The following is a 23,586-nucleotide window of genomic DNA, read 5'->3' on the forward strand; positions in this document are numbered from 1 at the left end:
ATGCATGGACATTTAAAGCCTCTATGTATGGATACACAATTTGCGTGACGAATGCTACGCATATACATATTCCATACATCGCGACATAATGACGCAGGCCGGTACTTCGTAGTTTTGCTTTTCTTTTGGCTCTTTTGAGCTTGTTTTTTGCGTGGCTGAAAACCACCTTTTTCACCACGCTCAGGTACTGATTACCCCAGCGGCACCAGACCGGAGACCCCCTTCCGATACTCAAACAGTGACCCAACTCGTCTCGGAAGGGGGTCCCCGGTCCGGCCTGTTACGCCCTCCCCCCCCGGTTCCCCCTCCTTCTTTCTCCGTTTCTTAAAAACGCCACGTTGCCGACACCGACCCCGCCACGTCCGCACTCCCCGCCTTGTAGAGGTTGCTCGACACCGCCGCACCAAACACAACGCGCTGCGCCAACCGATACGACACCCCCGCCTGCAACCCAAGGCTGTCTCTACCCACTACCTCACTACGCGTTGTGAACGCCGCGCCCGGATATCCCGCGAAGTACGCACTCTGTGTCACTGCGCCACCCGTCAACTCATGATTCCACGTGGCCTGCATACTCGCCGTCAACGCATTGCCGGAAATCATCGGCAATTCGAAACGCACTTCACCTCCAAGACGACTCCGCAGCGAATTGAACGTCTTGCCGTTAACATGCAAACGCACACCGTCAGCATTGCCTTCGGTAAGACTCGGTCGATATAGCGCCGTGTAGTCGAGCGCCGCAATCGGCCCCGCACTCGTCGTGCCACTCAACTGCCAGCGCCAACCACCACCCACGGTGGCCGACGCCGTCGCTCCCGTCCACGTCCCCCTCGGCGCCGCCGAATACCCGTTCACCGCAATCGAACGATCCACCCGGCCATCCTCAACCCCCACCCGCGCCGACGCAAACGCATGCGGCCCAGCATTCAAGTCCGGCGCATACCTCGCATGCACACCGACATCGAGCGCCGTAGTCTTTCCAGAGCCAGGCGTCTGACCGTCCAGACGCGTCGACTGACCACTGATGGCACCATGCGCGCCCAACGTCCAGTCGCGCCCCTCACCCGCCACCCTCTCAACGCCAAACACCACGCCGTAGGTATTGCCGCTCGCACCCGCCATGTCTCCAGCGCTTCCGCGCCAATATCCACTGCCGAAAGGCATCGCGAACGCACGCCAGTTGCCCTTGAGCGCGCCCTCACCCGCTCCCTTCACGCCATCGGCGCCAACAGCCGCCGCAACCATGTCGGTAATCTGACGCTCACGCAACAAACCACCCGTGTACATGGCGCCATACGCGGCCGGAGTGAGTTGCGGCAACGCCCTGGCAATGCCGCTGCCGTCCGCCGCAGAAAAGTCGAGCGCCGCCACCAACGGCTGCAGGTCCGCACCGGCACCGCCCGCGAGCTTGTCGAGCGCCAATCCGACCCGCTGGCTATTGCCGTCGACACCGTATCGGGAATATGCACTCGCCGCGCGTGTGATAGCCACGCGGTAGGTGTTGTTGCCCAACGACGTGGCACTGGCGTTCAGCGTCGGTGATGCCAGCAAGGCCGTTACGCTGGCAAAGGCACCCGTGATGCTCGACGCATTGAGCCACTGGTTCGATGTGACGCTGAAACCGCTCGCGTACCAACCGCGCTGCGGCGCAATCGCCAGCGTGCCGTCCAGAGTGGCATTGCCGGAGACGACCAGTTTGCTGAAAGTGCCGTCGGCCGCGAGCGAGCTCAGCAAGCGGCCCGTGCTCGCTTGTGTGTAGTCTCCGCCCACACTGATGAAACCGCCAGCCAGCAACGGCGCGACCGTGCCCGCGTTGACGAAGCGCCCGGCAGCATCGAGTTGATAGCGACTGTTGCCGGTAAGGGTTGCACCATTGGCCACATTCACGTCGTAGACCGTGTGATCGCCGTTGATCTGTGTGGTGCCACCAACCATCGACAGCGACAGATTGCCGCCGACGATGTTGCCGTCGAAGCGCAAGTTGAAGGCTGCATCCGGCTGCAAGGTGGCACGGCCGTTTGCATCCGGCGTCAAACCGAATTTGAGTTGCGTCAACCGTAGCGCACCGCTGCTGTCGCGCTGCGAATAGAACGACAGAATGTCGCCATAGAGCGCCGCCCCGCGCATGATGTTGATCTGCCCGACATAACCGCTCTCGGACATGTAGAGCGAAGCGTATTTGCCCGCGAGCCGGCCCGTGACGTCGACTTGCGATACCAATGGCCCGTTGATTTCGTCGGGCAACGGCAGCGGATTGTTCTGCTCCTGGCGGATGTACGAGCCCCGATATTCGAAATCCTGACCGTCGCCGAGAGGGTTGTAGCCAAAGTCGAAGCTCGCCGCGATGCCATGCTCGCCCATTGCCTGGACGTCGCCACGCTGCACAAAGGTGTGATTCTTGCCGTAGGTGAACATCACGCCACGCCCATAGGCACCGTCGGCATACACGCGCGTTCCGGGAAGCACGACGACAGTATTCCCCACACCGTCAACGCGAATGCCCGCGCCACCGGGCCCCGCGCTCAACAGATCGGCCAATTGCGAGACGTTGTTGTAGCTGCCGTAGATGTGTAACCCCAGGCCTTGCGTGGCGGTGTTGTAGACGTTCGGCAAGTAGGCCGTGCCGTCGGCGTTGCGGCCGAAGTACGGCCTGTCGTTAACGATGGTCAGCCCGTCGTTGTAAATCGAGCGGCCGAAGAAGTTGCGACGATCGATGTTGTAGCCAAGGTCCTGAAGCGCCGCCAGTTCGGCCTCCATGAACCCGGTGTAATTGCGATACTGCTGGTGACTCATCAAGCTGTTTTTCAACTCGATGTGCGACATGAACGGAAGGTCGGCCGCGTTGCTATCGAGTCCCGTCGTAACCACGGGAATTCCCTTCATCGCGCCCGCCAGCACTTCGCTCACGTGGTCGCCGGCGAAGTATCCCCCCTCCGAACTGACGTCGAACGGATTGGCCGACGGGGTATTCACGCAAACCGGACAATGGATGACTTGTCCCGGCTGGGCCGGATTGCCTTTGCTGTCGCGCAAGTGGGAAGTCCAGACGTCGAGCTGCTGCGGGAAAGACGCAGCGTACGGCGCCCCGCCTGAGTAATTCATCACGATATTCGTGCCGATACCCAGGTTATGCGCCACCTCATGAAAGATCACCGCAGGCAGATCGGCCTGCCGATTGAGCGGTATCTGCGACGGAATGTACGGCGCCGGCGAGAAATTCATGTCGGTAATGGTGATTTCTCCATGCGCCTTGAAGAAAGAAGGCGCCGGAGCCTCGCCTTTGAGCAGCGCTGAAACCACCAGTGTGTCGACGCCGTTACCGTCAGCACCAAACGGGCTGTCGGCATGGGTGCCGCCGGTCTTCGACAGGCCGATGTTGAGAACCGCAGGCACCTGCCCCTGCGGAAACCTGAGAATTTCGCCCCAGTAGCGCAATGCAGCCACTGTCTGCGCCCTTTGGATTGCCGAAATGGTGTCGCTCGACGGCACGCCCAGCCCCGTGGTTTCCGAGTATCGATAATCGCCAAAGGACGGCGTCACGAAGCGCGCATCGATGAACGGCACCCCGTTTCCGTCGGTGATGTGCTCGATATCGTCGGCTTCTGCCACTGGCGACATCATCATGCAAAGCGCCGCAAACGCGACGCCAGTCATACGAATCGTCATCATTCAGTACTCCATACCCATTTTCGTATTTCGTAATGATTTGTAATACGAAGCGCATGGTACGGAGTGCTCGATGGAGTGTCACTGCGATTTATACGGGGTTTGGGCAAAACCACTCGCAAATCCTTGTTAAACAAGGATTTTTTTGTTTTTCACACTGCGATTTCACGGGAAATCGGTCCGGCTTGTATTAATCACAGTTTCGCCAGGGTGGGGCAGTGACGATACTTCACTCACCGACTGACGCAACACAGCGGCAGCCGAAACCCGGACCCCGGACCCTTCAAGGAGAAACGACATGCCCGCCATCATCGCCTACGGCTTTCCCTCACTCCTCGGCCTCGTGGGCGTCATCGCCCCGATCTTCGGCTGAGCCGCCCCTCACCCCGACCAGAACCCGGAGAACGACATCATGAGCCACCTCTTCGACTTCATCGACAGCCTGCTGACCAACGAAACGTGCGTCGAAACCGGTATGCAGTGCGCCGTGACCATCGGCCACTTTTTTGCCTACTGATACGCGGCACGATCGCCGCCCCCCAGATCAAGGAGAAACAATATGCCCGCTGCCCTCTATTGCGCCGCCACGGAACTGTTCGAGAAATTCGGCCACCTTCTTCCTTTCAATCTCTGAATCACCCTGATTGCCACGAAGAAAGGACCGCCCCAAGCGGTCCTTTCTTCGTTATGCAACACGGTGAACCCATCGCGCATAACCGATATGCCACCAACGCGGAAATTAAGAAGAACTTCGTCGTCCGGCAATTTTTTAGTACGATTTCGGCATTCACATACAAAAATCGGGGCCAGAGGGATGTCATCTCCCACCAAAGTATTCTGCATCGAGGACGATCATGATTCAGCCGACCTGATTCGCGAAGACCTGACGGATCGGGGCTACGTCGTCAAGGTGGCGCACGACTTTACGACGGCACTGGCGACGCTGGCGTCGTTCATGCCGGACGTCATCCTGTGCGACATCAATGTGCCGGGCATGACCGGCTTCGAGTTTCTGGAAAGCGCCCGCAGCATCATTCAGGGCGAGCGAAAGATTCCCTTCATCTTCCTCACGGGCAACGCCGACAAGGCGTCGATCATGCGCGGGCATAGCACCGGCGCCGACGAATACATGCTCAAGCCGGTCGACTTCGACGTGCTCGACACTGTCATCCGCAAGTACACCGAGCACGACGAAACGCCGGATGACGCGCCGCTGCCGTTCGGCCTGACGAAACGGGAAGTGGAAGTGCTGCAATGGTCGGCACGCGGCAAGACGTCCGCCGAAATCTCGATCATCCTCGATCTGGGCAAACGCACGGTGGACTTCCATATCGATAACGCCCGCGAGAAGCTCAATGTCGCCACGCGCACGGAAGCCGTGGTACGCGCCGCGCTGCTCAACATCATCCAGCTTTGATCGCATCAGACTCTCTTTCCGCGACGGATCGCCCGCATGGCTAAAGCGTCTTCATCACCCAACAAGCAACTCCCGATCCGGCGCAGGATGTATTTACTGCTCGCCCTCAGCCTCATCGCCATGGTCGCGGTGGGCGTTGTGGTGCACCGCAAAGTCGATGCATCCCAGCGCCGCGCCATCGAGGCCGAACGCACGCAGATAGAACACCTCAGCGTGCTTGAGGAACTCAACGATTACATCTCGGACTTTCGCACCGTAGAATCCGAAGCCCTCGCCCCGATGTCGCCCAAAGCGCTCGCCGATACCCGCGCCGCCGCCGCCGAGTTCGACGACAAGATCAAAACGGCCTCGGAGCGCTATCAGAAGGTGCTGGTGCACGACGAATTCCGTCTGGCATTCTCGAAATTCCAGACGCAGTGGGCTCAGTATCGGCGCGCTTCGAATCAGGTGTTCCAGCTCGCCCAGAGCGGCAAGCTGAACGACGCCGCCAAGCTCTATCGCGGTGAGTCGAACAACAAGTACACGCAGGCGAATAGCACCTTCGGCTCGCTGGTGTTTCGCAGCACCGAAGCCCTCATCAAGGAAGTCGAAGCCAAGAACAAGGCGGCTCGCAACCGTCTCCTGCAAATCGACGGCCTCATCGCCGCGATGATTATTTTGACGCTGCTCTGCCTGGTCTACGTGGACACGGCCATCCTCAAACCGCTCACGCGCCTGATCCGGATGTCGGGCAACGCGGTGTCGGGTAAGGAAAAGCTGCGACTGCCCTGGCTTGCGCGCGGTGACGAAATCGGCACGCTGTCGCGCTCGCTCGCCAAGTTCCAGGAAAGTACGTCGTCGCTGGTGCGCAATCAGAAGCTCGCGACAGCCAAGAACACGATCCTGCAACGTGCACTGGCCAACGAGGAACGCCTCAACAACTTCCAGAAGACCTTCCGGTCGATGGCCACGCACGAGTTCCGCACGCTGCTCAATGTGATCGACGGCCACGCGCAACGCCTGCTGAGCCCGCGTAACGAGGAAACGGATTCGAGTCCGCGCTATACGAAGATTCGCGAAGCCGTCGCCAAGCTCAACCATCTGATTCAGAACTGGCTGGATGCCGCGCAAAGCGCATCGCTCGACGACCCGAAGTTCGGCAAACGCGCCGAGTTGTCGCTCGTTGCGCTGCTCGAAGACGTGCGCGGCGTCGGCTCGGATATGTTCCCGAACGCGACGATTACGGTGCAAGCCCCCCAAGGTCTCGACAGTCGCATGATCGGCGACAGCAACGTGCTGTTCCACGCGTTCATCAACCTGATCAGCAATGCCACCAAGTACACGATGGTGGCGCCCGCGATCGATATCGGCGTGTCCGATACGGGCAGGGCCTTGTGCGTCGTCTTGCGCGACAACGGCACGGGCATTCCGGAGGACGAACTCAGGGAAATCTTCCAGATGTCGTTCCGCTCACGCAGCAACGCGGTGCTGGAGGACGGCTCGGGCGTGGGCCTCGCGGTGGTCCACGCCGCCATCGAATTCCATAAGGGAACCATCGATGTGACGAGTCAGGTCGGTGTTGGCACCACGTTCACGATCACGCTGCCGAAATCGCTGGGCACCAGCGAACCCGCCGCCTGATAGCTTCAGACATCGACGACGCCAGAAAGCAAACAGGCCGGCATTGCCGGTCTGTTTGCTTTCCTGCCGCCTCGTGGGCCGTCCCGATCAGGCGGGCGGAACAACCTCCGAGGTGTTGTCGGAACCGCCCAGCGCCTTGTAGAGCGCCATGCGATTGTTCAGCCGGTTCAGCCGCACCTGCGCATCTGCGGCCTGTGCGTCGCGCAAGCTCTTTTGCTGATCGAGCCAGGGCTGAATGTCGATGGCGCCGGCCAGATAGCGCGAACGCAAAAGGGCTTCCGCGCGCTGCGCCTGCGCCAGCGACAGCGCACGCTGCTCCCCTTCCCTCGCCAGTTGCTCTCGCGCCGAGAGCGCATTCTCGACTTCGCTCAGGGCCGTGAAGAGGCTCTTACGGAAGGTCACAGCGGCTTCGTCAAACTGTGTCTGCGACACTTTGATCTGCAATTGCATGGTGTTCCACTCGATAAACGGCAGCGCCAGTCCCAGCCCCAACGTCCCAAACGGATTGGCCAGCACGCGTTCGAGCGACGAACTTGACGTCCCGAGCGTTCCCGTCAGCGTGAACGTCGGATAGAAGCTCGTCCGCGCCACGTCGACGTTAGCGAGCATCTCTCGCAGCCGCAGTTCCGCAGCGCGCAAATCGGGCCGTCGACTCAGCAGCTCCGCAGGCAGCCCCTCCGGCACGGCAGGCAACGCCCGCGTGGGCAGTGCCGACGGCTCCGCAGCGGCTTGCTGCGGCGGACGGTCAAACAGAATCGCCAGTGCGTTACGGTTCTCGGTACGCTGTTGCAACAGCGTCGTGAGCGTCGCTCGCTGATCCGACAGCGCCTGCTCGGCTTGCGCCACATCCAGCGAAGAGACCGCCCCTGCGGCATGACGCGAACGAACCAACGCCAAAACACGTTCGCTGTACGCGATGTTGCTCTCGGCGTAAGCGATCACCTGATTGAAATAGCCAATCTGCCAGTAGTACTGCGCCGTCTGACTGATCACCGCCAGACGCGCCGCCTCCCGGTCAGCCTCGGTGGCTTCGAACTCCCAGCGGGCGGAATCTCGCTGTGCCGCCAGTTTGCCCCACAGATCCAGCTCGTAGTTCGCCGTCGCCGTCAGACCGCTGGTCCGTGTCACGAAGTGGTTGTCCAGTCTGCGCGACACACTCCCCTTGCCCTGTACCGTCACGCCGGGAGTGAGATTGGTATCCGCCAGACCGGCTTGCAACTGCGCGCGATAGGCCCGGATACCCGCCGCAGCGAGATCGTTGTTGACGGCCAGCGCATCGGCGATCAGGCGGTCGAGCACCGGGTCGCCGAACGCGCGCCAGAAATCGGGGGCTATCGTGCCGACGGGGGCGGCGGGAGCCGCCGCTGCGGTAGCGGACGCAACCGGCGCACCGGTCCACTGCGCCGGAACCGGCACCGCCGGCAGCGGCTCATGGCGCACACCCGCGCACCCGGCCAGCAACGTGGCCGCGCTCGCCAATGCGAGCACCGTACGGGTCAGCGTCGGAATACGAATCGTAGGAATGACTTGGGTCATCAGGCAGTACCTCAATCGCGTGCCAGTGCTTCGACCGGGTCCAGCCGCGCCGCATTGCGCGCAGGCATGAAGCCGAACACAACGCCGATGAGCGTCGAACACAGGAAGGCCGTTACAACGGAGCCCATCGAAAACACCATTTTCCATTGGGCAACGAACAGCGAGAAGATGAAACTTGTGCCAAACGACAGCGCAATGCCGATGGCCCCCCCCATCAGACACACCATCACCGCCTCAACCAGAAACTGCTGCATGATGTCGCTCTGCCGCGCGCCCACCGCCATGCGGATACCGATTTCCCGAGTGCGCTCGGTGACCGACACGATCATGATGTTCATCACGCCAATCCCGCCCACGACGAGCGAAATCACCGCAATCAACGAAAGCAACAGCGTGAGCGACTGACTCGTCTTCTCGACGGTCTTCACCACGCTGTCCATGTTGTAGGTGAAGAAGTCCTTGCGCCCGTGACGCTGCGTCATGAGCGATTCCAGACTCTTCTCCGCCGCTTTGCTCGGCTGACCCTCTCGCACGCGCACCGTAATGCTGTCGACGTTGCGCTGCCCGAACAACCGGCCAGCCGCCGTGGTGTACGGCACCCAGATGTTCAGACTCTTCATGTCGCCGAAAGCGCTCTTCTTCTCGGCCGTCACGCCGATCACCACGCACGGCAGGTTGCCGACGAAGATCACCTCGCCCAGCGGGTTCGGGTTCGCGCCAAACAACTTGCGGCGCGTGTTCTGGTCGATCACCGCGACCTGCGCCTGACGGCGCACCTCGTCCGGCCCGAAGGCGATGCCCTGGGCAATCTTCATGCCGCGCACCTGAAAGAAGTGCTCCCCTACACCGGTCACCATCGCGCTCGCGTCAATGTTGCGATACCGCAGCAGCAAGCTGCGCGCGGTCTCCGGTGTCGCGCTGTCGACATAAACCTGTTCGGACAGCGCGCTCACGTCTTCCGGCACGAGCGTCTGAATCGTGGCGGCGCGATTGTCGCCCCAGTCCTTGCCGGGATAGATGTTGATCGTGTTCGTGCCGATGCTGCCGATCTCGGCGAGCATGTAGCGCTTCGCCCCCTCGCCAATCGCGACGATCGAGACGACAGACGTAATCCCGATGATGATCCCGAGCATCGTCAGAAACGTGCGCAGACGGTGCGACACCAGCGCGATCCACGCCATGCGGAACGCTTCGGCAAAGCGGTCGATGCCTCCTGCCCAGCGGCGCGGCGGCAACGCCCCGCCATGGCTGACGTCCGCGGCGGCAGGATCGGTCGAACGTGCGACGGGCGCGGCAGGCGTGCGAATGGCAACGACACCCCCGTCGCCACCATCGCCATCGGCGGCAGCAACCGGCATCGCTTCCGGCACATCGGCCACCGGTGTATTCGTCCGGTCGTCCACCACCTCGCCGTCACGAATCTCGATGATGCGGCGGGCGTGCGCGGCAACGTTCTCGTCGTGGGTCACGATGATGACCGTGTGTCCGAGCGCGTTGAGTTCCTTGAGAATGCGGATGACTTCCTTGCCGCTGCGCGTATCGAGGGCGCCGGTCGGTTCGTCGGCCAGAATGACTTCGCCGCCGTTCATCAGCGCCCGCGCAATACTCACGCGCTGCTGCTGACCGCCCGACAACTGGCTCGGCCGATGGCCGGTACGGTCGGCGAGCCCCAGCCGTTCGAGCAACTGCACCGAACGCGCGCGACGCACCGCGTGGGGCGTGCCGGTGTAGACCGACGGCATCTCGACGTTGGCGGCGGCGTCCAGATGCGGCAACAGGTGGTAGCGCTGGAAGATGAAACCGAAGTGCTCGCGACGCAATTGGGCCAGCGCGTCGGCGTCGAGATCGCGCGTCTCGCGTCCCGCCACGCGGTAGTTGCCCTCGCTCGGGTGATCGAGACATCCGAGAATGTTCATCAGCGTCGACTTGCCCGAGCCCGACGCGCCCATGATGGCGACGATCTCGCCCGCCGCGATGGTGAGATTCACGTCGCGCAGCACGACGACATCGCGATCCCCCGACGGAAAGCGCCGGGTGACACCCGTCAGCTCGAGCATGGGGGGCGAACTTGCGTTCAGGGGAGATTGGGCCATGGCGCTCGACATCTTTGACTTCCCTTACCGACCTGCGTTGGCCGAAGTGTCGGCGGCCGACACGGAGTCGCTCGCCTCGCCGATCACCACGCGCTCGCCCGCCGTGAGCCCCTCGCGCACTTCGACCTGCACGTTGTTGTTCAGGCCAATGACGACCTGACGCGTCACGGCTTTGCCGTCGCCGCCCAACACGCGGACCTCGTAGCGCTGGGCGCCGGCTTTCTTGCCGAGCGCCGCCACGGGAATGCTCAACGCCTGCTTGGCGGTGCCGAGCAGCACGTTCACCTGAGCCGTCATCGAAATGCGCAGGCGGTGATCCGCGTTCGGCACTTCGAACAGTGCGTTGTAAAAGACGGCCGTATTGTTGCGCGTGGCACCGCCACCAAGCGTACTCTGCGTATCGAGAAAGTTCTGCGGTGCAGGTTCGATCGCGCGCAGCTTGCCGTAGTAGCGCTTGTCGGGATCGCCGAGGATCGTGAAATACGCCGTCTGCCCGGGCGCCACGCGGATGACGTCGGCCTCCGAGACCTGCGCCTTCACGGTGATCGTGTCCAGATCGGCGAGCTTCAGAATCACCGGTGCCTGCTGCTGCGCGATCACGGTCTGGCCTTCCTGCGTAACGATCGCAACGACCTCACCGTCGATAGGTGCGTCGATACGCGTGTAGCCGACGTTGGCCCTGGCCGACTCGATGGCCACACCGGCCTTGCGCAGTTGGGCGTCGAGGCCCGCGAGCGTGGCGCGCTGAGAGTCGAGTGCGGCCTGCGCCGACTCGAAATCCTGACGCGAGGTCGAATCGTCGGGCAGCATCTGCCGCTGACGGGCGAACGCCAGTTCCGCCTGCTTGAGCTGCGCGATGGTGGAGCGCTTTTGCGCCTGGAGGTTCTGCTCGTCGGCCTCGGCCTGCCGCAGACTGTTCTGTGCCAGCACCGGGTCGATCTGCGCGAGCCATTGTCCCTTCCTGACCTTATCGCCAAGCTTGACTTTGAGCGACTTCAACTGCCCGGAGACCTGCGCGCCGACGTCGACCTGCTGGAACGCCTGGAGCGTGCCGGTGGCGAGGACGGTGTTTTCGATATCGCTGCGCTCGACCTTGGCGCTGATGTACTGCGGCGGCTTGGGAGTCGCGAGACTGCGCAGACCGAGCGCCACGAGAACAACGAGCACGACGAGGCTGGCGACAAGATAACGTCGGCGGCGAATGAACTGGATCATGGAACGAAGTGGGGGGTCAAAGAAGCACGTCGAAAAATACGCTGCGCAAAATCCGTTGCCACCAACTGGCAGGTCGCTCTGCCGATACCACGCACCGGCAGATCACCGCCCCGAGGCACCGTTCGGGGCACGAAAAGTTGAGAGTTTAAGGCGTTTGGCAACGTTGGAGACCATCCGTCCCAACGACCGCAGCAAAGATAATCCGCCAACGACGACAACGAACAGACTGTGAACCTGAAAGAGGACTCGCATCAACGGGTGCCGACGAAAGGGAACACGGCCACCAGACCCGCAAGGAGGTTGGAAAGCAGACCGGGAATGTAGGGCATGACGGACTCCTCGATAATTGGCAAAGGCCACTGGCTTCTGACGCCCGGCGTACGGGGCACCTGCCTGCATACGTCGTTTCGTTGGAAAGAGTGTCGCATCGCGCGGCCCCGGTGAAAACTTGTACAAATCACAGGGCAGGCCACGGGGCGGCGTCACTATCGGGGAAATCTCATGAAGTGATATATTTCCCCCGGCACCTGAAGGGACTTTATGAAAACAGAGATCTTCTACGCCCTCTACCTGATCGCCATCGTGACCGAAGCAATGTCGGGCGCGATCATGGGGATGCAACGCGGCATGGACCGCTTCGGACTCGCCTTCATCGGCATGGTGACGGCGCTGGGCGGCGGCACTATTCGCGACGTGCTGTTCGGCCGGCACCCGCTGGTCTGGATCGCCCACCCGGAATATCTGCTGCTCACGCTGGGCGCGGCCACGCTCACCTCCATCGTTGCGCGCCACGTGCACCGGCTGCGCATGACCTTCATCACCGTCGACGCCATCGGACTCGCGGCGTTCACCATCCTCGGTTGCGACATCGGCATGACCGTCAGCACGAGTCCGGTCATTGTCGTGCTGGCCGGCGTACTCACGGGGATTGGCGGCGGCATGCTGCGCGACCTGCTCTGCGGTCAGGTGCCGCTGGTGCTGCGCCGGGAGATGTACGCGAGCGTGGCGTGCATCGCAGGGGCGATGTACGTCGTGATGCTGCGTCTGGGTGTCGAGAACGGTATCGCGACGGGTATCTGCTTCGCCGCCGGCTTTGTCATCCGGATGCTGGCCGTGTGGTTCGGCTGGCGCTTTCGCACCTTTGAGAACGAAGCACCGGCCGAGCCGATGCACTGACGGGCCGGTGTTCCCGGTACGATCAGACGCCGGCGTGTTCGCAGGGAGGCGATGACGAGACGGGCGCCGCCGGGGCGGAAGTCGATGCAGCGCGCTTTGCCGGACGACGTGATTCGCCAATACCGCCGGATGCCATCCGGCCGGTCTGCGTGGCGCAGTAGTCGAGTGTCTGGCGCAGCAGCGTGTCTACCTTGCGCAGCGACAAGCCATGACGCGCGGCGACTTCTTCGCGTGTCAGGTCATCGACCCGCAACTCCATGAGCACGCGCCGGTGATGTCCCGACATCTCGTCCAATGCGCGGGAGAGCGCCGCAAGCTCGGAGCGCGCACCGGCCACCGCCTCCGGGCCGGGCCCCCGGTCCGGCAGGACGTCGAACACTTCGTGCTCCTCGCCAAGCGATTCCCACATGCGACGACCGCGCATCTGGTCGACCGCCAGGTTGTAGGCCATCCGGAACACATAGGTCTCGGCGCTGTGCACCGCGTCGGGCAACGTGGCGCTGCCAAGGCGCACCCACGCCTCGTGCAGGCTGTCGCTGGCGGTATCGGAACAGCCGATCCGGCGCGACAGCCGGCGCAGCAAGCGCTCGTAGTTCGACTCCAGGCACTCGCGCAGCACCTGAATGGCCGCGCCGGTCTGCCCGGCCCCGCCGAGTTCGCGCGCCTCGGCGGCTGAGACGGCGTCGGCAACGCTGTTTGCCGTGCCCAGATCCACTTCAGCGCCTCCCGTGCTCCGTGCTTCCCCGTACTGTCCACGCGCGAACATTGTTTCCCCCCCCGATCCCCATGAACGCTTCTGTCTGCCATTTCGTGCAAGCCTCAATGACATGACGGATATCGAAGGGCAAATCCGCAGATTATTTTTTGTAACGCACCGGCTGCCGTCACAGATGTGCCTTTTCCTCCCGCGTGAGCTGCATCTTCTGTGCTTCGGTCAACTCTCCATTCCCAACCAGTTGGAATGCGCTCGACGGGTCGTAACTCGCCCTTGCCTGCGGCGCGAGCGATGCGCCCTTCTGGTCGGCGTTGGGGGCGGGCGTATCCGAGCCCCCGCCCAGCATGCGGATCGAGAAGATCGACGGCGCGTTCTGACGCTGCGCCGCCCGGTCGCGTGCCATAGCGTCCTGCGCGGCGGTGGCTGCCTGCGCGGCCGTGGCGCTCGCATTGGTCAGCGCGCCGACATTGACCGCCGCAATCACCGGCAACCCCGTCGACTTGCCCTGCACCTGAACGTTGGCGGCGTTGACGATCGCCAGCGCTGCGAAGTTGACGTTGCCCGACACACGAATCCCGGCTTCGCCCGCGTCGATGGTGCCCAGCGGCGCGACCAGGTCGATGTCGCCGCCCGGCACCTCGGGCAGCGGCGCCAGCGTGGCGATACCCGCACCGCTGGACGGCACCGACGGCGAGAGCGCCACGTCGCCCACGTTGTCGTACACGCGCTTGGGCGGGGTGTAAAGCACCGTCGTCTTCGAGCCACGACCGGCGTTGATGTCCCCTTCGGCCGACCACGCCTGAATGCCGCCGCCAAAGGTCGTCATTACCCGCGACAGACCGAGCAGGATGCTGTCCCGGCTGTAGAGCTGAATGTCGCCTTCGCCTTGCGTAACCACACCTGCGGTCGCGCCGGGCGTTACCCCTTCGACACCCACCAGCGTTCTGCCGCCCGGGTTCAGCATCTGGATGTTGCCGCCGAAGTTGGTGCGTACACCGGCATCGGTCGTGACAGGCGTCGTCACACCGTTCACTGTATTCGTACCCGTCACGCTGCTGAACATCGTGATCGCGCCGTCGTAGTTTTGCGGATTGCCCTGCACGTCGTTTGCCGGGAACAGCGTGGCGATGGCGCTTCGACCGCGCAGATAGCTGCCGTAGCGCGGGCTGCTCGTGTCGTTGTACTCGCGTCCGCCGAGCAGCAACTCCTTGAAGTACACCTCACGCACGAACACGCCCTGCTGCACCTGCGGCAACGCGAGGAAGTACCCGAGTGCATCGGCCGACGTTCCGGTGTAGCCGAAGCGATCCTTGAGCCATGCCGTCAGTTCGTCGCCGTAGGCGTGCACCACCTTGCCACTGCCGGCCAGCGCGCTGCCGCCGGCCAACTGGTTGGCGGGATCGAAGTACAACCTGGCGAAGCGCGTGTAATCGGGGCCGTTGGCGCCCACGCCGGCGAGCACCGAAATGTCTGCGCCGCCGGTGGTGTTCGACGGGTGCATCACATCGCCCACACTCGTGAGCATGCCGACATAACCCTGATACAGATTGCGTCCCGCCTGCGTTTCCAACAGGCCCGGTCCGACAATGTTCGCCGACTGATAGATGATGTCGCGCCCAGCCTGCATGAGCGTGACATCGCTGCCGGTCAGGTTCGCGAACGTGTCCGGCAACGTGCCGACACCGACGATGTCGCGCCCGGCCATGACCTCGAAAGGCTTCGCGGCGACGTACCAGACGCCGTGCGTCGGGACAAACTGCGCCACAGGGTCGTTCAGGCTGACAAGCGTCTTGCCGATACTCAGATCGTCGATATCCACGCCGGCATAGATACGGGCAGGCACACTATCCTGCCCGTGCAGCGGCGACGTTATGGTGTCTTCGCCATACGCAAGCGGATTGGCCGCAGCCTGACGAATCGCCGCGTCCGGCGACGCGCTGTTGAGGTTTGGCCCCTTGATCGTCTGGAAGAAGGGATGCTGCGGCGTGGCCAGGCTCGCCATGTCGGCGCCGGACATTGAGACCGTCGCGCCCTGCCCATAGATCGTGCCCGCCGCAAACATTTCGAGTTGCCCCACTGGCGAGGCGATCAACTCGAGATTGGTTCGCGGATCGTCCGGCGTCATCGCCGTATTGAACCGGATGTCGCCATTGGCGGCCGTCACGCTCAGGCTGCCCGGGAAGAAGCTGCCGCCGTTCGCGGTGCCATTGCCCGCATATCCACCGTCGATGGGCATGACATCGCCGCCGGCCGAGAACAGGCGAATGGCGGTGGCCGGACGGAAGAGCGTGAACTGCGTGTTGCCGCCCTTGGTCAGGGAGCCCGTGGCAGTCGTGTAGAAGGCGCCGTCGACGTTCTGCGACGCCGTCATGCCCGCGTCGCCGACCCCGCCCAGCACGAGATCGCCCCGCGCACTGACGCTGACCGTGCCGTCGCCGGGGATCAGCACCGGTCCGCGCGTCTGCGTCACACCTTTGATCGTCGTGAGCGCCTGTGCGCGCGGATCGTAGGACTTCCAATAGCTGCCGTTGGCATACGCCGCCGTCGCACCGACCGAGCCCGCGTCGATGGTGGCGTCGCCGCGCAAACTCGTCACCGAACCGAAGTAATCGCCAGGACGGTCCGACTGCCCCACGGACGGACGTCCGTTGAGCATCCCGCCGACCTTCACGCTCAGATCGCCACCGCCCGTCTGCACCAGGCTGCCGTCGGGCAGCACACGACCGGTCGAGGCAACAGCGAGGTCGAGGCCCGTCGACTGGAAGTTGTTGCCGGACGTCATCACGCCAGCGTTGCGTCCGGCCATCAGCGTCAAATTGCCACCACCAAGCGTGCCGATGCCCTGGAAACCGATGATTCCCGGAGCGATATTGTTTGGATCGAGCACGGCCATCGAGCCGAAGTTGATCCCCCACGCGGTCGGGTCCGTCGTGAGTCCCGCCCCGCCCTGGCGCCACAGCCAATTCGACGTGAGGTTACTGTCGACGAAGCGCTGCGAGTTATCGGCCATCTGGATATTGCCGGTCACATCCTGCTGTGCCGATATCAGCACGTCGCCACCATGCTCCGGATACCAGACCTGAACACCGCCGCCCGAACCGGCTGCCGGCAGGTTATACGGATTGGTACCGTCCACCGCGAGTATCGGCGCGGAATTCGTACCGGCCGTATAGACGCCATACGGCGTGGCTTCGCTGAAGTTGCCGCCGGCAAGAATCTCGAGATTGCCCGTCCCGGTGCGCAACACGCTGAAGGACTTAGCGCTCAGCGAGTTGTTGTACGCCGCGTCGTTCAGCGTGACATTCCCTTGTCCCGCGAGCGCACGTGCCGCCTGCAACCCACGCGGGTCGGCAGAGGTAACGTCTGCGCCACCGACAAGGCGAATCGAAGCGGAGGACGAACCGGGCGCGAGCATTGGCGCCATCGGCGACGTGGGTGCCGCCCCAGCAACGCCGGGCGTGACCACAGCTCCCAGGGGCGGCAAAGTTGCGACATCGAAGACGAGATAACCGTTCCCCCCTAAAGAAGGCCCGGGACTGAGTGTGGTACCCGCCGGGATCATGCTACCCGGCCCATAGGCATGGCCAGCAATATCGACAAAGGGAACGCCATACCCCGAGACCATGTCCTGATAGAACTGATCGTTCGGCACGGTCCAGTCATTCATCAGTGTCACTGCACTGGAATAAACGTAGCTGGAATTATTCAGACCGGTGTCACTAGGCGACCATAGCTGCGCATTAGGATCCGTCGAGATGTCGATCGGAGTGTAGACCGCTGGCGTGCCAGAGGACGACTTGAACCCATCCGAAATGCTGCCCCCGATCGTCAGATTGCCGCCCGCGCGCAAGACCAGCGCCATCGGTTCGCCCGCGCCATACGTTGCCGAATTCGGATCACGATCCGCCCCTGCGCCGTAGCGGTACTTCGACAGATCGATGTCGCCGATCGTCGACAGATCGCCAACGGAGGCGATCTGCACGCCGGGGCGCAGGTGGTAGGCGCTGCCGTAGGCCGAGAGACCGGCCGTGCGCGCCGCCAGCGCACCGTTACCGGCAGCGGCGTTCATGAACGCAGTGCTGGCCGTGTCGTAACCGTCAAGCGTCGCCTGCGAAATCGCGCCGCCTGCCGCCAGGTTATACGTCCAGAAGCCATTGAGCGCGACGCTGTTGGCACCGCGTATCGTCAGCGGCCCCGGTGCGTTGATAGCGATGTCGCCCGACGTCTCCCCCGTTCGCATCGCGTTGAGGATGACCTCGCCGTAGCGCCCGCCGCCCGGTGTGCTGAGATCGAACACGGCGCCCGGCGAGAGCGTCATCGTGCCACCCGACGTCGTCAGTTCGATATGACCGCGATTCTTCGATTCGATGGGCACGCCGTAGCTGTCAACCTGAAGCTTCGTGCCGTGCGCGTCGAGTACCGCACCGCCACCGAGCGTAAGCCCGTTGCCGGCCGACAAACGGATCGTGCCCGGCGACGTGCCGGAAGCGTCGATCGTGCCGTTGACCGTCAGACTGCCGCTGTCGACCGAGATGCCGACGTTATGCGCCTTCACGCCGTCGCCGACGACCAGATCGCCCTGTTTCTGCACGAAGCTACGCGAATCGAAGAAGCCCCCCTGCGTGAGCAGCGCGTTCAGTCCGGCAAAGTCGGCGAAAGTGCCGGCTGCTGCCCCAAAGTCGGCGCTGACAAACCCCGGGTTCGCGCTGCCGCGCAACAGGCCGTTCAGAGTTACCGTGCCGGCACGAGCGTCGATCGTAATCGCCCCCGCATTGCTGTTTTGCGCAGAAACATCGACGATCGAGCCAGGCGACTGTGTCACGCCGCCCTGCGCGCTCGAGAACGTCGCCGTGCCGCCGAAGCCGTAGACGGTGTGCGCCCGAATCTGCGAGGTCTGACCGCTCAGATCGATGCGGCTGCCGTCGGCGAGTACGACGTCGTGCGTGGCGTCCACGGCGAGCTTGCCGCTGGGCAGCAGGACGGTGCTGCCAATGCGCACGTTATCGCCCGTCAGATCGATCTCTGCACCGGCAACCGTCGACGTTGCCGTGCTTGGCGTCGTTCCCGCCGGGGCCACGACATTGAGCGCGCCGCCCGCCGTATAGCCGATGATCGATTTCTGCGTACCGGTGAGCAGCGGCGTCGCCAACGTGAGGTTACCGCCCGTGCCGCTCTGGCCGAAGACCGCGCCGCTTTGTGTGCTCGGCGCCTGAAACACGAAGAGCTTGCTGTTGCCGGCCGACATGATTCGGTCGCTGGCCGTCAGATCGACGTCGTTGAAGCCGTAGATGGTGCGCGTGACGCTGGTCGTATCCACCGGCACGAACTGGCCGATATCGATTTCCTTCGCCACCAGGCTCAACGCGCCGCTGCCCGGCCCCCCCGTCAATAGCGGCGGTGCCGATGCCCCCGCCACGCCACTCCACGTCAGCCGGTCGGCAGCAATCGTTGCGCGATCGCCTGTCGCGCCATAGCCGTAGATCGCCGGGGACTTCAGAACGACATCCACGCCCGAGCCACGCGTATCGAGACCGCTGCTGCCGAACACGTTGATCGCCCCGGCGGCGCCCAACGTGATCTTCTCGAGGGCAGGTGCGCCGCTCGACGCGTCGCCATGCATCAGCGTCGAGAGCATGGCCTGATTGAACAGCATGCCTGCCGGGTTCCCTGCGGCAGCCACCTGCGACGCGTCGCCCACATTGAGCGAGCCCACCGCGAGCGTGATATTGCGCGCGCCGAAGCGTGCCGTCGAATCGAGCGTCGACGAGCCATTGGTCGAGAAGACCAGCGTGCCTTCGGAGAACAGGCCTGAGCCCGCGCCTATCGTGATCGCGCCGTTGCTCGATTGCGTGCCAGCAAATGCTATCTCGCCGTTCGACAGGCCAAGCACCGTGTTATTCCCGGCGACGTAGGGCAACCCCGTCGTCGCAGTGTCGAACGGTGCCGCGCCCTTGCCAACAGTCGTCAGCGTCACGTTATTGCCCAACGTGATGTTGGTGCCGATCAGATAGATCTCGCCGGCAGACAAGGTGACGCCGTCGCGCAAGTAGAGATCGTTGACGCCGCTGTTGTAGATGCTGTATCGCTGTCCCAGCGTCGGAGCCGCGTAGCCGTTAATGCTCAGGCGCGGCGCGTTGATCGCGCTCAGGTCGTTTGCCGCAACCGACAACCCCGTGAATCCCGGCGTTGGGGTTCCCGTAGTAATTTCGCCGACGTTCTCCACCGCGACCTGTCCCGCGACACCGCCCTGCGCAGCGCGGAACAGCGCCTTGCCGTCGAACGTGAAAGCCGGCGTCGTCGGCGCCTGGTCGGGCATGACGAACACAACGTCGAGCGCACGACCGTCGCGCGGCAGCATCGGCGTAAGGTTCCCGAACTGCGCCGCCTGACTCGAGAGGAAGTCGCTGTAGCTCTGTTCGTTGAACTGAGAATATTTGCGCACGGCCGTGCCCGGCGTGACCAACAGGGTCGACGGCAGTTGGTTGACTACCGGCGTGTTGGCGATACGCAGATACCCCGCAGTCAAATAGGTGTCGTTGCCCGCCGCCGTCGCGATGGCCGGCAGATTCTGGCCCGTACCGCCGATCTCGACGCGATAGGCCCCAGGCAGCAGTGCGTAGTTCGACGGCAGCAACGTGTAGGTGCCGGCAGGCAGGCCCGGCACACCGTTGCCGATGGTGACGCGCTGCCCGACGACCGGATCGCCCGCACCGCTCTCCGGCGCCACCGGCGCATAGTTCGACGCGTAGCCCGGCAAGATGGCGTAGACCTTGTCGCTCGCCTTGCTGAGTTTCATGGTCGGGTTTGCATTGACCAACGGCGTGTTGAGCACGTTGACCGAACCGCCTCGACCCGACACGAATCCCGCGCCGGTGAGCGAGCCGCCGCCCGAAAGATCGACCACCGCGCCACCGTCCACCGCGATCGACTGTCCCTTGAGCCGGATACCGGAACCGATGCCCCAGCCACCCGCCGTGAAGCCGCCCGCATCCAACGGCGAGATGCTCGCGCCGTTGTAGGTGTACGTCACGCCGTCGAAGGTGCCGCCATAAGGCATGGTGAGGCCGTCGGTGGACACCGATGTCACGCTGCCGGGCAACAACGCAATGTTCCGGGTGATGCCCCCCGAACCCGGTACGTTATCGACCTGTCCCAAGATCAACGTCCCCAAGGGCGCACGCACCACGCCGCCCTGTTTGATGTTCGGCGCCGACATCAGCAGCGAGCCGAACGCGGACATCGGCATATCCGGCACGTCCGCCGTCGTGCGGCCCAGTGTCAGGGTGGCGTTGTAGTCCGGGTTGTTTGCTCCCGCGACGATGTTCGCTCTGGCCCCCGTCGTCGGATAAATCTGCGCCCCTTCGAAATCCAGGTCCCAGGGCGAGCCCAACGACGTTCCGGCCGCCAACGCCGTTGTCGGAAGAAAACGAATATCGCCCTGACTCACGAAGCGTGTCGTCTTGAAGCCCGCGGCGGGGGTCTGGACCCACTGGCTGAGATTCGTGTCCCAGTAAGAGGTGTTGGAAGAGAAACTGACTGGCCCCTGAATGTCGATGAGGTTCGCGTCGACCTCGAATGTCGCTGTGGTCGGTGTCTTAGCCGGCTGCACGTTGCCGATGGCCCCGGTCCGATAGCCGTCGCGATAGACGGCTGGTGTAGCGCTGAAGCTCACGTAGGGCGCGGCCAGCCGCACGGTGTTGCTCGTGGGCACCGGTATGCCCGCCTGGGGCAGATTCGACGTGATGGCGTTCGCCATGAGCTTGAGGCTCTTGTCGAGCGAGAGCGACACATCGCCATTGAAAATCAGAAAGTCGGTCGACAGCAGAGATGCCGAACTGAAACCACCGCCCTTGATCTGATCGACGCTCACCGTCGCCTGCCCGAACGCCAACGAGGCCGCAGCGGAAGGTCCGGTGAGCGCGGCCGGAACGCCGCTGTGCTGTGTGACCACGAACTTCCCAGGGACTAGCACTGACATCGGAATCAGATTGGCCGGATCCTGATATTGCGCTGTTGTCAACGACAGCGACAGATCGCCGCCCGAGGTACCTGCGCCGCCTGACTTGGCATGCGCGTTGCCGTCGAACATCAGACCGCTCATCGAATTCAGCGCGATCGCCCCGCCGTTGGAGGCCAGCGCCATGCTGCCCGGAGCGTTCGACGGCTGCCCCGGCACCGTCGCCGTACTCACCTTCACCGCCGCGCCATCGGCGTTCAACTCCGCGCCCGGACGAACGATCACGAACGATACGCTGCCGTTCAGCGCGATGCTGCCGGCGTCCGACACGGTGCCGTAGGTGCGCCCGGAGGCGTCGACCGCCGTGTAGCCAAAGCCGGAGACATCGAGCAAGGCCGTCGGCCCCAACCAGATCGCCATGCCAAGGTTGTTGCCGGCAGCGTCGAAATTGCGGGCACTGGGCAATGCGCCATCGGCTTGTGCATTCAGTGTGATCTTGCCGCCGCGGGCGGTCAGCGCGCCATCGACAGTGATCTGCCCGAACGAATCGAGCGTGATGTTCTGGCCTGGATCGACAACGACCGATGCGCCCTGCCCGATGCTCACCTCACCGCCCGCCTTGTTGCCCTGATAGTCCTTGGTGATCGAACGCAATGCGAGGCTGGCCCCGGCGCGCTGTGTGAGCATGGCAGTCTGCGCGTTTTCCGCAAAGAGTTGCGGCAGCACCACCTCCATGACCTTCGACGGATCGCTGCCGGTGGGGGCGCTCGCGCTGTTTGCCGTGAAGTGGTACACAGGCATGACCGGCGCGAGCTTCACGCTGTTGTCTACGCGCACGCCCTGCCCGCCATTGATGTCGTAGCTCGAGAACCCCGCGCTGAAGAACGGCGTATTGCTGCCCGACGCGCCCGCGTTGAACGTCGGCACCGGCGTGACGGCGACGTTGCGCGCGAGCGTCGTGCCGGCCGGGATGACCACCCCTACGGGGTAGGTCACGTCCACGTTGCTGATCGTGCCCGCCGTGTACACGATACGGTATGGCAGGATCGAGAAGCCGGTGGGGAACACCTTCGACGGAATGACGGTGCCTGCGGGCAGGTTGCCGCTGCCGTCCGCGCCAAACATATTGAAGATCAACTTGCCCTTCGGCAGCGTGTCGCCGGGATAGTATCTGCTGTATCCGGAATTGACGTCCGTGTTGTAAGCGAGTATTCCCACGCCAGCGGGTACGACCCAATCGGCTGCGGTGGGGGTGCTCGGCGCCACGTCGAGCTGAATCGGCACCGGGAACGGCACGTCCATGATCAGCTTGGTGTGCGCATCGACCGAGGAGAACGGCAGCGGCGTGCCTGCGGGAACGGTGTAGGGCTCGGCGAGTTTCACCGCGACGTTCGCCGACGTTCCTGCCGCCAGTTCGCCACCGGCCAGCGCCGCGTTCGCACCGATCATGACGGCGTCCGGCGTCGAGATCGTGAGTTTGCCGCCGCCGTTCACGCCATACGCGAGGATCGTGCCGTTCATCGTCATCGTGCCAACGCTGACGTTCACATTGCTCGCCGAGTCGCCGGCGATCAGCGTGACGTTGCCACCGGTGCCGCCCCGGGTCTTGCCGTTGGCGAGCATTGCGCCGCCAGACGACACGTCGATCACGCTGCCGTCGCCGATGGTCAGATCGCTGGTGGAATCGAACGTGACGTTGCCGCCGTTCAGGAAGGCAACCTTGGAGAGCGAGTCGGGATCGGTAGCGCCGTTGACCCAGAGCCCGCGCACGTCGATTCGCGCGCCCGGCGACAGCGTCAGTCCCACCGTGCCGTTGGGCTGGAACAGTGCCACGGGGTATTGCTCGCCCGCGCGCAGATAGGTGTTGGAGATATTGACCGTGCCACTCGGCACGATGATGTTGCCGCTCACCTCGACACCCGGCGACACCAGATTCAGACGGCCGCCGTTATCCAGACGCAGGTCGCTGCGCACGTTAATGTCGCCAGACGTCACGAGGTCCAGCTCGCCGTAGCCGGTGGCATTCAGACGCGCCGCATCGAGCCAGAGCGTATTCGTGCGTGTCGCGTCGAGCGCATCGCCCGCTTTCATCTGCGACGTGATGTCATCGATCGCGCCGATCACGACATCCGTCGCGAAGGCCCCTGTGCGGCCCACGCCCGTGTACTGGCCAAGCGTAAGCGAACCGGCA

The 23,586-nt window shown here is 63.4% G+C and carries 9 protein-coding genes; 3 read left to right on the forward strand and 6 right to left on the reverse strand.

What is annotated here, in order from left to right; all coding sequences use genetic code 11:
- Nucleotides 1-324: 324 nt before the first annotated feature.
- Nucleotides 325-3,669, reverse strand: coding sequence for an autotransporter outer membrane beta-barrel domain-containing protein (locus tag PCO31110_RS25335; RefSeq protein WP_150691740.1), 3,345 nt, complete (start codon nt 3,667-3,669; stop codon nt 325-327).
- Nucleotides 3,670-4,480: 811 nt separating this feature from the next.
- On the opposite strand from PCO31110_RS25335, the gene PCO31110_RS25340 reads away from it, so the two are divergent.
- Both PCO31110_RS25340 and PCO31110_RS25345 read left to right on the forward strand, forming a co-directional pair.
- On the forward strand, nt 4,481-5,083 hold the full coding sequence (locus PCO31110_RS25340; RefSeq protein ID WP_010805332.1) for a response regulator transcription factor: 603 nt from the start codon (nt 4,481-4,483) through the stop codon (nt 5,081-5,083).
- A 36-nt stretch (nt 5,084-5,119) separates the two neighbouring features.
- Nucleotides 5,120-6,703 carry a sensor histidine kinase gene (locus PCO31110_RS25345; RefSeq protein ID WP_150691741.1) on the forward strand — a complete coding sequence of 528 codons (1,584 nt, stop codon included), beginning with the start codon at nt 5,120-5,122 and terminating at the stop codon, nt 6,701-6,703.
- A gap of 87 nt (nt 6,704-6,790) precedes the next feature.
- Here PCO31110_RS25345 and PCO31110_RS25350 read toward each other — a convergent pair whose 3' ends face one another.
- The 3 genes from PCO31110_RS25350 to macA are packed head-to-tail and all read right to left on the reverse strand — an operon-like array spanning nt 6,791 to nt 11,547.
- A complete protein-coding gene (locus PCO31110_RS25350; RefSeq protein ID WP_150691742.1) occupies nt 6,791-8,239 on the reverse strand; it encodes an efflux transporter outer membrane subunit in 1,449 nt (482 codons plus the stop codon).
- An 11-nt stretch (nt 8,240-8,250) separates the two neighbouring features.
- Nucleotides 8,251-10,332, reverse strand: coding sequence for a MacB family efflux pump subunit (locus tag PCO31110_RS25355; RefSeq protein WP_150691743.1), 2,082 nt, complete (start codon nt 10,330-10,332; stop codon nt 8,251-8,253).
- Nucleotides 10,333-10,356: 24 nt separating this feature from the next.
- Complete coding sequence (macA, locus tag PCO31110_RS25360) at nt 10,357-11,547, reverse strand: macrolide transporter subunit MacA (protein ID WP_150691744.1); 1,191 nt, start codon at nt 11,545-11,547, stop codon at nt 10,357-10,359.
- A gap of 540 nt (nt 11,548-12,087) precedes the next feature.
- On the opposite strand from macA, the gene PCO31110_RS25365 reads away from it, so the two are divergent.
- Nucleotides 12,088-12,723, forward strand: coding sequence for a trimeric intracellular cation channel family protein (locus PCO31110_RS25365; RefSeq protein ID WP_010805337.1), 636 nt, complete (start codon nt 12,088-12,090; stop codon nt 12,721-12,723).
- 22 nt (nt 12,724-12,745) lie between these two features.
- Here PCO31110_RS25365 and PCO31110_RS25370 read toward each other — a convergent pair whose 3' ends face one another.
- Nucleotides 12,746-13,489, reverse strand: coding sequence for an RNA polymerase sigma factor (locus PCO31110_RS25370; protein ID WP_174979785.1), 744 nt, complete (start codon nt 13,487-13,489; stop codon nt 12,746-12,748).
- 118 nt (nt 13,490-13,607) lie between these two features.
- Nucleotides 13,608-23,552, reverse strand: a complete 9,945-nt coding sequence (locus PCO31110_RS25375) for a filamentous hemagglutinin family protein (RefSeq protein ID WP_217427305.1) — start codon at nt 23,550-23,552, stop codon at nt 13,608-13,610.
- Between the last annotated feature and the right edge of the window lie 34 nt (nt 23,553-23,586).

This window comes from Pandoraea communis, from assembly GCF_902459745.1.
GTDB lineage: Bacteria > Pseudomonadota > Gammaproteobacteria > Burkholderiales > Burkholderiaceae > Pandoraea > Pandoraea communis.

Bases quoted from the DNA above. Each gene is read 5' to 3' on its own strand.
- PCO31110_RS25355 (WP_150691743.1), bottom strand. From the start codon at position 10,332: ATGGCCCAATCTCCCCTGAACGCAAGTTCGCCCCCCATGCTCGAGCTG.
- PCO31110_RS25345 (WP_150691741.1), top strand. From the start codon at position 5,120: ATGGCTAAAGCGTCTTCATCACCCAACAAGCAACTCCCGATCCGGCGC.
- PCO31110_RS25350 (WP_150691742.1), bottom strand. From the start codon at position 8,239: ATGACCCAAGTCATTCCTACGATTCGTATTCCGACGCTGACCCGTACG.
- PCO31110_RS25335 (WP_150691740.1), bottom strand. From the start codon at position 3,669: ATGATGACGATTCGTATGACTGGCGTCGCGTTTGCGGCGCTTTGCATG.
- PCO31110_RS25340 (WP_010805332.1), top strand. From the start codon at position 4,481: ATGTCATCTCCCACCAAAGTATTCTGCATCGAGGACGATCATGATTCA.
- PCO31110_RS25365 (WP_010805337.1), top strand. From the start codon at position 12,088: ATGAAAACAGAGATCTTCTACGCCCTCTACCTGATCGCCATCGTGACC.
- macA (WP_150691744.1), bottom strand. From the start codon at position 11,547: ATGATCCAGTTCATTCGCCGCCGACGTTATCTTGTCGCCAGCCTCGTC.
- PCO31110_RS25370 (WP_174979785.1), bottom strand. From the start codon at position 13,489: ATGTTCGCGCGTGGACAGTACGGGGAAGCACGGAGCACGGGAGGCGCT.